This is a genomic window from Kaistia defluvii (assembly GCF_040548815.1).
GTDB classification, from domain to species: domain Bacteria; phylum Pseudomonadota; class Alphaproteobacteria; order Rhizobiales; family Kaistiaceae; genus Kaistia; species Kaistia defluvii_A.
On the sequence record NZ_JBEPSM010000001.1, the window covers coordinates 1965952 to 1980784 of the forward strand.

At 66.8% G+C, this 14833-nt stretch carries 13 protein-coding genes; 5 read left to right on the forward strand and 8 right to left on the reverse strand.

The window, feature by feature from the left end; translation table 11 throughout:
* Window positions 1–48: 48 nt before the first annotated feature.
* The 8 genes from ABIE08_RS09260 to ABIE08_RS09295 form a co-directional block, all read right to left on the reverse strand.
* Window positions 49–1149: a sulfite oxidase gene (locus tag ABIE08_RS09260; RefSeq protein ID WP_354550455.1), complete on the reverse strand. Its 1101-nt coding sequence runs from the start codon at window positions 1147–1149 to the stop codon at window positions 49–51.
* A gap of 91 nt (window positions 1150–1240) precedes the next feature.
* Window positions 1241–2461, reverse strand: coding sequence for an NAD(P)/FAD-dependent oxidoreductase (locus ABIE08_RS09265; protein WP_354550456.1), 1221 nt, complete (start codon window positions 2459–2461; stop codon window positions 1241–1243).
* A 512-nt stretch (window positions 2462–2973) separates the two neighbouring features.
* Window positions 2974–3972, reverse strand: a complete 999-nt coding sequence (locus ABIE08_RS09270; RefSeq protein ID WP_354550457.1) for an ABC transporter ATP-binding protein — start codon at window positions 3970–3972, stop codon at window positions 2974–2976.
* 63 nt (window positions 3973–4035) lie between these two features.
* Complete coding sequence (locus ABIE08_RS09275; protein WP_354550459.1) at window positions 4036–5088, reverse strand: Gfo/Idh/MocA family protein; 1053 nt, start codon at window positions 5086–5088, stop codon at window positions 4036–4038.
* A 50-nt stretch (window positions 5089–5138) separates the two neighbouring features.
* Window positions 5139–5978 carry a carbohydrate ABC transporter permease gene (locus tag ABIE08_RS09280; RefSeq protein WP_354550460.1) on the reverse strand — a complete coding sequence of 280 codons (840 nt, stop codon included), beginning with the start codon at window positions 5976–5978 and terminating at the stop codon, window positions 5139–5141.
* A gap of 8 nt (window positions 5979–5986) precedes the next feature.
* Complete coding sequence (locus ABIE08_RS09285) at window positions 5987–6928, reverse strand: carbohydrate ABC transporter permease (RefSeq protein WP_354550461.1); 942 nt, start codon at window positions 6926–6928, stop codon at window positions 5987–5989.
* A gap of 205 nt (window positions 6929–7133) precedes the next feature.
* On the reverse strand, window positions 7134–8405 hold the full coding sequence (locus ABIE08_RS09290) for an ABC transporter substrate-binding protein (protein WP_354550463.1): 1272 nt from the start codon (window positions 8403–8405) through the stop codon (window positions 7134–7136).
* Between the two features lie 51 nt (window positions 8406–8456).
* The gene (locus ABIE08_RS09295) at window positions 8457–9365 is read right to left on the reverse strand and encodes an N-acetylmuramic acid 6-phosphate etherase (RefSeq protein ID WP_354550464.1); all 909 of its coding nucleotides are present in this window, start codon (window positions 9363–9365) and stop codon (window positions 8457–8459) included.
* Between the two features lie 334 nt (window positions 9366–9699).
* On the opposite strand from ABIE08_RS09295, the gene ABIE08_RS09300 reads away from it, so the two are divergent.
* From ABIE08_RS09300 to ABIE08_RS09320, 5 genes are all read left to right on the forward strand, one after another.
* On the forward strand, window positions 9700–10575 hold the full coding sequence (locus ABIE08_RS09300) for a BadF/BadG/BcrA/BcrD ATPase family protein (protein WP_354550465.1): 876 nt from the start codon (window positions 9700–9702) through the stop codon (window positions 10573–10575).
* Window positions 10572–11336, forward strand: a complete 765-nt coding sequence (locus tag ABIE08_RS09305; RefSeq protein ID WP_354550467.1) for a GntR family transcriptional regulator — start codon at window positions 10572–10574, stop codon at window positions 11334–11336. The genes ABIE08_RS09300 and ABIE08_RS09305 overlap by 4 nt, the downstream gene beginning before the upstream one ends.
* 22 nt (window positions 11337–11358) lie before the next feature.
* Complete coding sequence (locus tag ABIE08_RS09310; protein WP_354550468.1) at window positions 11359–12384, forward strand: SIS domain-containing protein; 1026 nt, start codon at window positions 11359–11361, stop codon at window positions 12382–12384.
* Between the two features lie 350 nt (window positions 12385–12734).
* A complete protein-coding gene (gene nagA, locus ABIE08_RS09315) occupies window positions 12735–13898 on the forward strand; it encodes an N-acetylglucosamine-6-phosphate deacetylase (protein ID WP_354550469.1) in 1164 nt (387 codons plus the stop codon).
* 13 nt (window positions 13899–13911) lie between these two features.
* Window positions 13912–14820 (forward strand): ROK family protein, encoded by a 909-nt coding sequence (locus tag ABIE08_RS09320; protein ID WP_354550471.1) that lies wholly within the window; start codon window positions 13912–13914, stop codon window positions 14818–14820.
* The last annotated feature ends 13 nt before the right edge of the window (window positions 14821–14833 follow it).

Below are 14833 nucleotides of genomic sequence, written 5' to 3' on the forward strand. Positions count from 1 at the left end.
TAACGAGGCGTGCGCTGGACGGGCGCGAGCCCTTTTGCCGCGCTCGCCTCAGCGCACGGTGACGGGAATGGCCTGGGCCATGTTGTTGCCGACGCCGATCCAGTTCCAGTTCGGTTCGATCGGCTGGATATTGCCGGCCGCATCGATCGCCCGGCAGGACAGCACGTGCTCGCCGGGCTCCGCTTCCCAGAGGCAGGTCCAGCGCCGCCAGGCGAACTCCCCCTGCGGCGGATCCAGCTCCGCCGCGGTCCAGCCGCCATCGACCCCGAACTCCACCCGCTCGATCGGCGCCTCGCCCGACCAGGCCCGGCCCTCGATCCGGCACGGCCCGGCGCCCAGCGTGCGCTGGCGCGTCAAAAAATCGGGATCGCCCGGCGGCACCAGCAGCGCGCGCGGCCGGATGCGCTGCACCGGCACGCCGGGATCGTCCGGGCCGCTTCGATAATGGTAGTTGGTCGCCTGATAGTAGCCCTGGAACGGACGGTTCACCGCCTCGATCCGGTTCAGCCATTTGACGCTGGCCATGCCGTACCAGCCCGGTACCAGCAGGCGCAGCGGAAAGCCGTGCTGCGGCAGCAGGGGCTGGCCGTTCATCTCATAGGCAAGCAGGATTTCCGGCCGGTTGGCATAGTCGACCGGCAGGCTGCGGGCGTAATCCAGCTCCTCGCCCTTCTCGAAGCCATGGTCGGCGCCGGTGAAGACGATCTCGACGGCATCGGCTTGCACGCCGGCCTCGGCCAGCAGGCCGGAGAGCGGCGTGCCGGTCCACAGCGCCGTACCGACCGCCTCCGTCACCCAGGGCTGGCTGACCGGCCGCGGATGCAGGCGCGAACGGCCATTGCCGGCGCATTCGAGCGTGACCGGCAGGCTGACGCGGGGCCGCGCGCGGATGTCGTCCAGGGTCAGCTCGAGGCGGCGCGCGACGGAGCCTTCGATCGAAAGCCGCCAGTCGGCGGGATCGATCATCGGAATGTCGAAATGGATCAGCAGGTAATGCAGGCCCGCCGGGGTGATGTCGTACCGCAGCGCCTCAAGCGGCATGGCGTGGTTGCGCGCCGCGAGCTGCAACTCCTCGACCGTCAGCGGCCCCTCGGTCGGTCCCTTGGGCAAGGACGGGCGGCCAAAGATGGAAAGCGGCGTATCGGACATGCGCGACCCCATGATCAAAGCTCTGCGACAGCTACCGGCCGTTGCAAAGCCTAGCATGGAACCGGCGCGGCACCAGACCGGCCGGCTCGGTTCAGCCGGCCAGAACCAGCTTCTTCAGATCCACGCCCTCGTCCGCCGCCACCGCCTTGTCGAGCTGGAAGCCGGATCCCAGCATGCGGCGGCCCAGCATGTGATCGCCGGCGCGGTTGACCGAGTCGATCGCGACCAGTTCGTCGTCGCGGTAATGGAACACGGAGAACGAGCCGTCCTCCGGCCTGCCGCGCAGGACGCTGGAATTGGCGTCGTTGGAAAGGCCGACCATCTGCAGCTTGGCGTCGCCCTGATCCGACCAGAACCATGGCACGGCGCGATAGGCCTCGCCCTTGCCGAGCAGCGCCGCGACGCCGGTCTTTGCCTGGTCGACGGCGTTCTGCACGCTTTCGAGCCGCACCGAACGGCCCAGCGCCCAATGATGGAACGACACCGCGTCGCCGGCCGCGACGATGCGCGGATCGGACGTGCGCATCGCCTCGTCGACGACGATGCCATTGGCGACATGCAGGCCGGCGGCCTCCGCCAGTTCGACATTCGGCACCACGCCGACGCCGACGATCACCGTGTCGGCGGGAATGCGCTCGCCGGACAGCGTCTCGACCGCGACGGCCTGGCCGTTCTCGCCAATGATGCCGTGGACCGGAGTCTCCAACCGGATCGTCGTGCCCATGGCGCGGTGCAGGTCGAGGAAATAGGCCGAGATCGCCGGCGCCACGACGCGGCCCATGAGGCGCGGCGCGGCTTCCAGCACGGTCACGGTCTTGCCGAGCAGGCGCGCGGTCGCGGCCAGCTCCAGGCCGATGAAGCCGCCGCCAACCACGACGACATCCCGCGCCATCGCGAAGCGCCGCTTCAGCCGGCGCGCGTCCTCGGCGGTGCGCAGCAGGAAGATGTTTTCGAGATCGATGCCGGGTACCGGCGGCACGCGGACGCGCGCGCCGGTCGCGAGCACCAGCCCGTCGAAGGGCAGGCTGTCGGCTCCGAGCCGCACCAACCCTGCGTCGCGGTCGATGGCGGTCACTTCCGAACCCAGCACCAGATCGACGGCATTCTTCTCGTAGAAGGCGGCCGGGCGCAGCTCTTGCAGCTCGTCGCCCTCGGCCTTGATGAAGCCTTTCGAGAGCGGCGGGCGGTGATAGGGGATCTCGCGCTCGGCCGAGACGAGCGTGACCCTGCCGTCAAATCCGTCCGAGCGGAGGCTCGCCGCGGCCTGCGCGCCGGCATGGCCGCCGCCGATGATTACGATGTTCTTGGTCATGTCACCCGCCAGTCCGATTCCGCGCGACACTGGCACCGGGGGGCCGTTCCGTGCAAGGGGCGGAGGGTCCGGAGACGGGCAGAAAGCCTGTCACCCTGTCCCTCTCCCGCAAGCGGGCGATAGAACGCGCGCGACGGCTCCCATAAAGGGGACATCAGCCTCTCACCTCTCCCTGAGGGAGAGGTCGGCTCGAAGAGCCGGGTGAGGGTTTAGGGAACCATCCGGATAAAGCTCAGAATGCAGAGATCAAGCGGTAAGGCCGTAAACCCTCACCCGCCGACCTGCGGCCGTCGACCTCTCCCTCAGGGAGAGGTGAAGGAAGCGCGTCTCCGGCAGGACAGGGCACAACGGACAATCACGCTCGCCGTCATCCCGGCTCCCGAGCCGGGATGACGGCGAGCGTAGACCTTGGCCGCTTAAGACTCCCAAAAACCCGGATGCATGGATCCCGGATCTCCGCTTCGCTGCGTCAGGGATGACGGCGAGCTTGTATCTCCGGCCCTTCACCGGAATCAAATCGCCCGGCCGCCCCTGTCGAAGCGGTGGATATGCGTCTCGTCGGCGGCGAGGCCGACCGTCGCGCCGACCTCGAAATCTTCCTGGCCGACGATGCGGACCGTCACCATGTCGGCGCCTTCGACGGCGACATAGACGAAGGTGTCGGAGCCCAGTTTCTCGAGATGGCTGACCTTGCCTTCCCAATTGCCGCCGGTCGGCACGATGCGAACGTGCTCGGGCCGGATGCCGATCGTCGTGGCGCCCAGCTTTTCCGCCGGCGCGCCGGTGAGGAAATTCATCTTCGGCGAACCGATGAAGCCGGCGACGAAGAGATTGGCCGGCTTGTTGTAGAGATCGATCGGGCGGCCGACCTGCTCGATCTTGCCGGCGCTCAGGACGACGATCTTGTCGGCCAGCGTCATCGCCTCGACCTGGTCATGCGTCACATAGATCATCGTGCCGCCCAGCAGGCGGTGCAGATTGGCGATCTCGATGCGCGTATTGACGCGAAGCGCCGCATCGAGATTGGACAGCGGCTCGTCGAACAGGAACAGTTTTGGCTGCCGCACGATGGCCCGGCCGATGGCGACGCGCTGGCGCTGGCCGCCGGAAAGCTCGGAAGGCCGGCGATCGAGCAGCGGGTCGAGATGCAGCATCTTGGCAGCGGCAGCGATCCGGCGCTCGATCTCGCTCTTCTCGACGCCCTCCTGCTTCAGCGCCAGGCCCATGTTGCCCTTCACCGTCAGGTGCGGATAGAGCGCGTAGCTCTGGAACACCATGGCGATGCCGCGCTTGGCGGGCGGCGTCACGTCGACATTCTTCCCGGCGATCGTCACGTGGCCGGAGGTCTGGTCCTCGAGGCCCGCGATGATGCGCAGCAGCGTCGACTTTCCGCAGCCTGACGGGCCGACGAAGACGACGAACTCGCCCTCGGAGACCTCGAGATCGACGCCGCGGATGACATCGGTCGATCCGAAGCGCTTGGTGACGTTCTGGAGGGTCAGTGCGCTCACGGGCTTATCCTTCGTGATCGTTGGCTGAGCGTCGGCCCAGGAAAACTCTGTCGATATGCCAGGTCACAGCTTCACCACCCTGCCCTCGCGCATGCTGACCTCGGCGGCCAGCGCGATTTCCAGTGAAGTGATGGCGTCCTGCATGTGGCGGGTCAGGTCGATGTCGTCGCGGATCGCCTTCAGCAGATAGGCCTGCTCGCGGTCGCAAAGCGCCTGGTGGCCAGGCTCGTCCTCGGTCGAGAACCATTCATCGGCGCGCTCGAACGAACCATCCGCCTTGAGTTCGGAATGATGGACGCGGATGCGCGCCGTCTTGGTGTGGGTGTCGACATCGTCCGACTTCGCGCCCTCATCCATGACGATCGAGACGGCGCCCTTCGGGCTCATCACGTCCTTCACGAAGAAGGCGGTCTCGGAGATCATCGGGCCCCAGCCGGCTTCATACCAGCCGACCGAGCCATCCTCGAAGATCACCTGCAGATGGCCGTAATTGACCTGGGTCTCGGCGATCTCGTTGGAGAGACGCACGCCCATGCCGCGAACCTCGACCGGCCGGGCGTCGGTGATCTGGCACATGACGTCGACATAATGGACGCCGCAATCGACCAGCGGCGAGGTCGTCTGCATCAGCTGCTTGTGGATGTGCCAGCTCGGCCCCGACGACTGCTGGTTCAGATTCATGCGCATGACGAAGGGCGGGCCGAGCTCGCGCGCCTTGGCGATGAAGCCGATCCAAGACGGGTGATGGCGCAGGATGTAGCCGATGACGAGCTTCTTGCCCGTCCGCTTGGCCGCCTCGACGACCGAACGCGCATCGGCGGCGTTGGCCGCCAGCGGCTTCTCGACGAAGACATGCGCGCCCGCCTCCATCGCCGCAATCGCGAAGGGCGCGTGGCTGTCCGTATAGGTGTTGACCGAAACGACATCCGGCTTCAGCGCCAGCCCCGCTTCAAAGCTCTCGACGCGCGGATAGGCCATCAGCTCCGCCGGCAGGTCGACCTCGGAACGGTTGTACATGCCGACGATCTCGAAGCCCGGATTGGCGTGATAGGCCAGCGCATGGCTGCGCCCCATCTGACCGAGGCCGGCGACGAATACGCGAAGGGGACGAGTCATGGGTCAGCAACCTGCCATCAGAGAGAACGGGCCGAGTTTCGGCGCAAAAGTCACTTCACCGCGCCGGCGGTGATGCCGCGGATCAGCTGGCGCGAGAAGATCAGGTAGAGAACCAGCACCGGCAGGATCGCCAGCGACAGCGTCGACAGCACGGCGTTCCAGTTGGTGACGTATTGGCCGATGAACATCTGCGCGCCCAGCGTCACCGTCTTGGTCGCCTCGCTCGGCGCCAGGATCAGCGGGAACCAGAGGTCGTTCCAGATCGGAATCATGGTGAAGACGGCGACCGTCGCCATGGCGGGCCGGACCAGCGGCAGCACCAGGCGGTAGAAGATCGTGTATTCGGAGAGACCATCGACCCGGCCGGCGTTCTTCAGATCGTCCGAGACGTTGCGCATGAATTCCGACAGGATGAATACCGCGAGCGGCAGCCCCTGCGCGGTATAGACGAGGATCAGCGCCGTCAGCGTGTTGACGAGGCCGGTCGCCACCATGCCCTGCAGGATCGCCACCGTGCCGAGCCGGATCGGGATCATGATGCCGAGCGCCAGGTAAAGGCCCATCATCGTGTTGCCGCGGAAGCGATATTCCGACAGCGCGAAGGCGGCCATGGCGCCGAACAGCAGCACCAGGAAGATCGACACGATGGTGACGATCAGGCTGTTCTGGAAATAGCCGAGAAAGTCGCCCTGCTTCAGCACGGTCTGGTAGCCGATCCAGCTGAAAGTGGTGGCGTTCGGCAGCTGCAGCGGCGCGGAAAAGATGCCGGCGCGCGTCTTGAAAGAGTTGGCGATGACCAGGAAGATCGGGAACAGCGCCAGCAGGGTGTAGCCGCCCAGCGCCAGATGGACGAAGCCGGAACGGGCGAGCGAAGAACGTGCTTTCGACATGACCCGCCTCAGAACTGGTAGCGGCGGATGCGCCGCTGGATGACGAAGAGATAGAGGCTGACGCCGGCCAGGATGATCAGGAACATCACCGTGGCGATGGTCGCACCCATCGAGCGGTCACCGACCTGCAGCTGGAAGCCGAAGAAGGTGCGGTAGAGGAAGGTGCCGAGGATGTCGGTCGATCCGTCCGGCCCGGCCAGCGCGCCCTGCATGGTGTAGACAAGGTCGAAGGCGTTGAAATTGCCGACGAAGGTCAGGATCGAGACGATGCCGATGGTCGGCAGGATCAGCGGCAGCTTGATCTTGAAGAACTGGGCCCAGCCGGTGACGCCGTCGCATTCCGCCGCCTCGATCACCTCGTCCGGGATCGACAGCAGTGCCGCGTAGATCAGCATCATCGGGATGCCGATGTTCTGCCAAACTGAGACCAGCGACACCGTGATCAGCGCGCTGCCCGGCTTGCCGAGCCAGGGTCCGAAGAACGGCTTCAGCCAGACCAGATCCATCAGGAAGGGCGCGACGCCCCAGATCGGCGACAGGATCAGCTTCCAGATGAAGCCGACGATCACGAAGGAAAGAATGGTCGGCAGGAAGATCGCGGTGCGGTAGAAGCCGCGCAGCCGCAGGACCGGCAGCGACAGCAGCGCTGCCAGCGCGATGCCGATCGGGTTCTGCACCAGCATGTGGATGACGAAGAAGACGAGATTGTTCTTCAGTGCGTTCCAGAACGAGACCGACCAGCGGTCATCGCCGAACAGCACCTTGAAATTGTCGAAGCCGACGAAGATCGACTGGCCGTTCTGGACGTTGAACAGCGACAGCCGCAGCGTCTCGATCAGCGGCAGGATCATCACGGCGGTGTAGATCAGGACGGCCGGCGCCAGGAATACGGTGATGTGCCAGCGGACGGGGCGCTTGGCGACGGCGTCGGTAGCATCGATCGTGGTCATCCCGGGCCATCTCTTTCGCGGCTTGGAAATCGTTCCGGGCGCATGCGGCGTCCGGAACGTCGATCTCGAAGGAAGCCCCTCACCCCACCCTCTCCCGCAAGCGGGCGAGGGCTTTTCCACGGCGATCGTCACAAACCTTGCGGCTTGCCTCGATTGCCCCCTCTCCCGTCCACGGGAGAGGGCTGGGGTGAGGGCCTTCCCTGAATTACTTAGCGGCCGCCGGCTTGTACCAGGCGTCCAGGCCCTTCTGCAGCTTCTCGGCGGCGACCTGCGGCGTATCCGTGCCGTTGATCACATTGGCCGATTCCGTCCAGGTCTCGTTCTCGAGGTTCGGCGTGCCGCGCGACAGGATCTGGTAGGTCGAGCGGATCGTCGGCTTGCACTTCTCGCGCCAGGAGACGAACTCCTCGGCGAGCGGGTCCTGCATCTTCACCGGCGTCGAGGACAGGCTGAAGAAGCCCGGCAGCGCGTTGGCGTAGATCTCGGCGAATTCGGGCGAAGCGACCCAGGCAAGGAACTGCTTCGCCTGTTCCGGATGCGCCGTCTTGGCGTTCATGCCGATCGCGAGATCGGTGTGGTCGGAGATGTAGCATTCGTCGCCGGCCTTCTTCACCGGCGGCGGGAACGCACCCATCTTGAACTGGGCCTGCTGGTTGAAGCCCGAGATTTCCCACGAGCCGGCCGGGTAGATGGCGGCGCGGCCGAGCGTGAACAGGTTCTGGCTGTCCGGATAGGTCTGGGCCTCGAAGCCGTCGCCCATATAGGGCGCCCACTTGGCGAGCGTCGCGAAGGGCTCGACCCACTGCGGATCAGTCAGCTTCTGCTTGCCGGCGATCAGGGCGAGACGGCCCTCTTCACCCTTCCAGTAGTTCGGACCGATGTTCTGGTAGCCCATGGTCGCGGCTTCCCAGAGATCCTTGGTGCCCATGGCGAGCGGGATATAGGTGCCGTCGGCCTTGATCTTCTCGAGCGCGGCGAAGAATTCGTCTTCGGTTTGCGGCACGGAAATGCCGAGCTTGTCGAAGGCTTCCTTGTTGTAGATGAAGCCATGGATGACGGCGGCGACCGGCACGCAGAACGTGTCCTTGCCGTCATCGGTGATCCAGGCGGACTTGGCGACGGACGAGAACTTGTCCATGCCGGCGACGTCGTTCAGCGAGGCGAGCTGGCCCTTCTGGAACAGCGCCAGCGACTTGTCGAACGGACGGCAGGTGATGATGTCGCCGGCCGAGCCCGCGTCGAGCTTGGCGCCGAGCGCCGCGTCATATTCGGTCGGAGCGGACGGGGCGAAGTTCAGCTTGATGCCGGGATGCTTGGCCTCGAAAGCCGGGATCAGCTTCTCCTGCCAGATCGGCAGATCGTCATTGCGCCAGCTTTCGATCGTCAGCGTGACGTCCTCGGCGAAGGCCGGGGCAGCGAAGCTCGCGCCGATCGCTGCGACCGTCGTCGCAAGCAGGGTCTTCCTGAGATTGTTCATGAAATGACTCCTCTCTGGTCCGTGCCGCCGCGTTGGTGCGGCAGCATCGGGTTATGCGGTTTCGCGTGTTCCGAGCGCAGCGAGCGCCGCGCGGAGATTGCCCTTATGGGCCGCGAGCAGTTGCTCGGCGCGGGCGGCATCCGCCGCTCCGGCCGCGATCAGGATGGCGGGCTTCACCTCGCCATCGGCGGCATCCAGCGCCGCGATGCCGGTTTTCTCGTCAACCCGAGCGATCCGCGCGATGATGCGGGCGGCGCGGCCGCGCAGCTTGGCATTGTCGGCGCGGACATTGACCATCTGCCCATCGACCACATGGCCGAGGCGGATGGCGATCATGGTCGAGAGCATGTTGAAGGCGGCCTTCTGCGCCGTCCCCGCCGCCATCCGCGTCGATCCCGCCAGCACTTCCGGGCCGGAATCGAGGAACACGGCGATATGGGCATGGGCGAACAGCGGCGCCGAGGCGTTGCAGGCGATCGCCACGGTGGCCGCGCCCGTCTTCCGCGCCGCTTCGAGGCCGGCGACCGTGTAAGGGGTCGATCCGCTGGCGGACGCTGCAACGACGCAATCGTCGGGTCCAAGCCGTGCGGCCTCGATGTCGGCAACGCCGAGTTCGGCGATATCTTCCGGCCCGCCGGTCAGCGTCTCGGTCATCGCCATGCCGCCGGCCATCAGCACCAGGATCTGGCTCTGCGGCACGCTGAAGGTCTGCGGGATTTCGAGCGCATCGACGAGGGCGAGCAGGCCCGAGGATCCGGCGCCGAAATAGACGAGGCGACCGCCCTTGGCGAGGCATTCGGCCGCCCGTTCGGCGGCGGCGGCGAGCGCGGGAATGGCGCCGCGGACCGACATGGCGCCGCGAATCTGCCCTTCGGCCAAGGCGGCAAGCGCGTCGGCGGTCGGCCAGAGATCGATGCCCTCGAAGCGGTCTTCCACCACTTCCGTACGCGGCATTGCCATGAAACCAGCATCCCCCATTGACGTCCTCAGGAAAACGATACCAACAAAGTACCATTGCGTCCAGACGGCAAGGACGCGCTTCCGCCCACTTTTCCAAAAGCGGCGATGCAAATCGATTTTATCATGCTAATTCAAATACATGATCCTAAATGCCTTATTTTTACTCCCATAAGAACCAGGATACCATGGTCTGAAGTGGTATTCGGTCTTCCCAACTGGATTCAATTTGGTATTATCGATATCGGCATCCGGATCGGGCCCTCCGGCCGCCTGCAACCTCGCATTTCGGCTCGAAGCGGGTGACATGTCCGGATCGATAGCAAGGGCTGGCCAATTGATTCTGGTAGGCGTCGACGGTGGCGGAACCCGCTGCAGGGCACGCGCCCGCTGGCCCGACGGCACGCCGATCGGCGAATGCGTCACCGGCACGGCCAACATCCTGGCGGGCGTCGAGACGGCGCGGGACAACATCGTCGCCGCCGTCGAGGGCGCCCTGGTGGCGGGGGGATTGAGCGGCGCGGATCTCGGCCGCTGCCTCGTGGGCCTCGGCCTCGCCGGCGCCAACATCCCGGATCTCTCCGAACGCTTCTTGGCCTCCGACCTCCCCTTCGCCCGCACCGCGCTGGAAATGGATGCCTGGATCGCCTGTCGCGGCGCCCATCCCGACGGCAATGGCGCCATCGCCATCCTCGGCACCGGCACTGCTTATGTGGTCCAGACCGGCGGCGTCTTCGTCACGGTCGGCGGCTGGGGCTTCCAGCTCGGCGACCAGGGCAGCGGCGCCTGGCTCGGCCATATGGCCATGCGCCAGGCCGTGCTGGCGCATGACTCGCTGGTTCCCTCGACCGCCCTGACCGACACGCTGCTGGCGCAGTTCGACGGCAAGCCGGACCGGATGGTCACCTTCTGCAAGACGGCGCTGCCGCGCGACTACGGCACTTTCGCCCCGCTGGTGTTCGAGCGCGCCGCCGCCGGCGACGCCATCGCCTCGGCGCTCCTGGCGGAAGCCACCCGCGACATCGAAGTGGCGCTGAACCGGCTCGTCGAGCTCGGCGCGGCGCGCATCAGCCTGCTGGGCGGCCTCGCGCCGCTTTATGCGGAGCGGCTCTCGCCCGGGATCGCCGTCCATGTCGCGCCGCCCGTCGGCGATGCGCTCGACGGCGCGCTGATCCTGGCCGCGACGCTGCTTCCCGCCGGGGTGTCGGCATGAGTGATTTCCTCTTCGCGCCCGACCATCTCGCCGACGAAGAAGGCGGCCCGCTCTATTTCCGCCTGCAGACGCTGATCCGCGCCGCGATCTCGGATGGCCGTCTGCCGGCCAATGCTGCGCTGCCGCCGGAGCGGGACATGGCGAGTTCGCTCGGCGTCTCGCGCGTGACGGTGCGCAAGGCGATCCAGGGCCTCGTCGCCGATGGCGTGCTGCGCCAGCGCCACGGCTCCGGCACCTTCGTGTCACGCAGCGGCGGCCGCGTCGAGCAGCCGCTGTCCCGCCTCTCCTCCTTCACCGAGGACATGAAGAGCCGCGGCCTCGTGCCCACCGCCAGTTGGATCGAGCGCTCCGTCGGCATGCCGACCTCGGCCGAGGCGATGATCCTCGGCCTCGCCCCGACCGAGCGCGTCTCGCGCCTCCACCGTCTGCGCCTTGCCGACAACGAGCCGATGGCGATCGAGCGCGCCGTGATCCCGGCTCGGATCCTGCCCGACCCGATGATCGTCACCAATTCGCTGTATGATGCGCTGACGTCGGTCGGCATGCGCCCGGTGCGCGCCGTGCAGCGCCTCAACGCCGAGAATGTCGGCAGCGCCGATGCCAGCCTGCTCGGCATCGCCGCCGGCTCCGCCGCGCTGGCGATCGAGCGCATCTCCTATCTGCCGGATGGCCGCATCGTCGAGTTCACGCGCTCGCATTATCGCGGCGATGCCTATGATTTCGTAGCCGAATTGAACCTGACCGAAGCGCCGCCGCGCTAGAGTTGGAAAGAGGAACACGACGATGACCACGACCCTGATGCGCGCCGAGATCGACGAAGCCCCGGCCGCCGTCCGCCGCCTGCTGGAGCAATCCGGCGACGCGATTCGCGAAGCCGGCGCGCGCCTGCGCAGCCTGGATCCCAAGGTCATCGTGACCGTGGCGCGCGGCTCGTCCGACCACGCCAGCGCCTTCTTCAAATATGCCTGCGAGATCACCACCGGCGTGCCGGTCGCCTCGCTCGGCCCCTCCATCGCCTCGATCTACAAGACACCGCTGCATCTGCCCGGCGGCGCGGTGATCGCCACCTCGCAATCCGGCAAGAGCCCGGACCTGCTCGCCATGGTCGAGGCCGCCAAGAAGGGCGGCGCCGCCAGCATCGCCCTCGTCAATGTCGAGGACGCGCCGCTGGCGTCGCTCGCCGACATCTTCGTGCCGCTGCGCGCCGGTCCGGAAAAGAGCGTCGCCTCGACCAAGTCCTACATCACCTCGGTGGTCGCCGGCCTCGCCATCCTCGCCGAGTGGCGCCAGGACAAGGATCTGCAGGCCGCCATCGCCGCCCTGCCCGACAAGCTCGACGCCGCGCTCGAATGCGACTGGAGCGAAGCGCGCGACATGGTCGTCAACGCCTCGTCGCTTTATACGCTGGGCCGTGGCCCCGGCTTCGCGGTGGCGCAGGAAGCGGCGCTGAAGCTCAAGGAAACCTCGATCCTGCATGCCGAGGCCTATTCCGGCGCCGAATTGCAGCATGGCCCGGTGTCCCTGGTCGACGAAAACTTCCCGCTCATCGCCTTCATCCCGGACGATGCGGCATCGCCCAGCATGGTCGCGACCGTTTCGGCGCTGCATGCGCGCGGCGCCAAGGTGTTCACCGCCACAGCCGCGACGATCCCCGGCCCGCGCCTGCCGATCGCCCCCACCGGCCACGCCCTGACAGATCCGGTTTCGATCGCGCTCTCCTTCTACCGCTTTGCCGAAACGGTGGCCGTGGCCCGAGGCTACAACCCCGACAAACCGCGCGGCCTCAACAAGGTGACCGAGACGGTCTAGGAGGGGCCACTTTCCATCACCTCTCCGGGAAGGAGAGATCGATGGGCGGAGGCCGGCGGGTGAGGGTTTAGGAACGAACCCGTGAGGCAGTCGGGCAGGTCTCGATCTCAACATCCTGAGGAGGCTTGCTTCGCAAGCCGTCTCGAAGGACGCACTGCCCGAGGGCAAATTTGGATGAGGCCACGCTCTGCGTGCTTCGAGACGCCCCTTCGGGTCTCCTCAGCATGTTGAGGATGGCGCTACGCGAACGCGAAGGCCTCCCTGATGGAGAGGTGAAGAACAAGTGGCCGGTTCCTTGCGGTACCGGCCATGCTATCCATTCTGCCAACACGGATTTTCAGGAAGAGCCCATGCCGAACCTGACCGCCTATCGGGGCGCAGAATTGTTCGACGGCGCGACGCGCCGCCGGGATGCCGCCATTCTTGTCGAAGGCGGCACGGTCGTCGATATCGTCGGGCCCGGCGGCCTGCCGGAAGGCGTGGCCACGATCGACCTGGAGGGCGGCCTTCTGGCGCCCGGCTTCGTCGACGCACAGGTCAATGGCGGCGGCGGCGCACTGCTGAATAGCGCCGCGACGGTCGAGGGCATCCGCACCATCTGCACCGCGCATGCCCGCTACGGCACCACGGCGCTGTTGCCGACGCTGATCACCGACACGCCCGCCGTGACCGAGGCTGTGATCGCCGCCGCGCGCGACGCCATCGCCGCCGGCGTACCGGGTTGCCTCGGCCTGCATATTGAGGGACCGCACCTCTCGATCGCCCGCAAGGGCGCGCATAATCCGGGCTTCATCCGCGCGATGGACGAGGCCGATCTGGAGCGGCTGATCTCGACCGGGCTCCAGCATGTGCTGACCACGGTTGCCGCCGAAACCGTGCCGCCGGCGCAGATCGCCCGACTGACGGCGGCCGGTGTCCATGTCGCCATCGGCCATTCCGACGCCTCCTATGAAACCGCCATGGCGGCCTTCAATGCCGGCGCGCGCGGCATCACCCATCTCTTCAATGCGATGAGCCAGCTTGGCCACCGCTCGCCGGGCGTCGTCGGCGCGGCGCTCGACAGCGCCGACGCCTGGTGCGGCATCATCCCGGACGGGCTGCACGTCCATCCGGCGGCGATTGCCAATGCGCTGCGCGCCAAGCGCGCCCCGGGCCGCATCTTCATCGTCACCGACGCCATGTCGACGATCGGCACGACCATGACCGAGTTCGAGCTCAACGGCCGCACCATTACCCGCGAGAACGGCAAGCTGACACTGGACGACGGCACGCTGGCCGGCTCCGATCTCGACATGGTCGGCGCCATCCGCTTCATGACCGGCACGGTCGGCATCGGCCTGGACGAGACGTTGCGCATGGCCTCGCTCTATCCGGCGCAGTTCCTCGGCATCGATCGAACGCATGGCCGGATCGCGCCGGGTTCGCGCGCCGACTTCGTCCATCTCGCCGGGGATCTCTCCGTCCTCGACGTGTTCATCGGCGGCGAGCGCCAGCATTTTGCACCGCTCGCCTGATCCGGGAGACGAGATGTCCGTTACCGCAGCCTTCGACATTGGCGGCTCCAAGATCGAGTTCGCCCGTGTCGACCGGGAGGGCGCGGTGACCAACCGCGCGACCCTCCCGACCCCGCACACGAACTGGGGCGATTTCGTCGCCGCCCTGCGATCGCTCGTCGCCGCCGACGGCGGCCATGCGACGCGGATCGGCATCTCGATCGCCGGCACCACGGACAGCGCCACCGGCATCGCGCAGGCCGCCAACGTCCCCGTCGTGAATGGTCACCATCTGGAGAACGAGATCTCCGCAGCGCTCGGTGTGCCCGTGCGGGTCGGCAATGACGCCGACTGCTTCGCGCTGGCCGAGGCAACGGTCGGCGCCGGCCGGGGCAAGCCGATCGTCTTCGGTGCCATCCTGGGCACCGGCGTTGGCGGCGGGCTGGTGATCGGCGGCCGCATGGTGCGCGGCGCCAACGGCGTCACCGGCGAATGGGGCCATGGCCCCATTCTGGCGGAGGCTGTCGCGGCGCGCGGCATCCCGGTCATCCGCTGCGGCTGCGGCCAGATCGGCTGCCTCGACAGCTATGGCTCGGCGCGCGGGCTGGAGCGGATCCACGGAGCGTTCACCGGCGCAAGCCTGACCAGCCACGAGATCACGCAGGCCTGGCACGCCGGCGATGCCGATGCTGCGCGCACGGTCGACGCCTTCGTGGAACTGATCGCCGGGCCACTTTCGGTGATCGTCAACACCATCGGCCCCTGGGTCATCCCGGTCGGCGGCGGGCTCTCCTCCGATCCGGCGCTGCTGGAGCGGATCGACCTCGCCGTGCGGGCGCGCGTGCTCGGCCGCTATGACACGCCGCTGGTCGTCCCCGGCCGGACGCGCGGCGCCAGTGGCCTGATCGGCGCGGCGATGCTGGCGGAAGAACTTCCGGCATGATCCAATGGCGCCC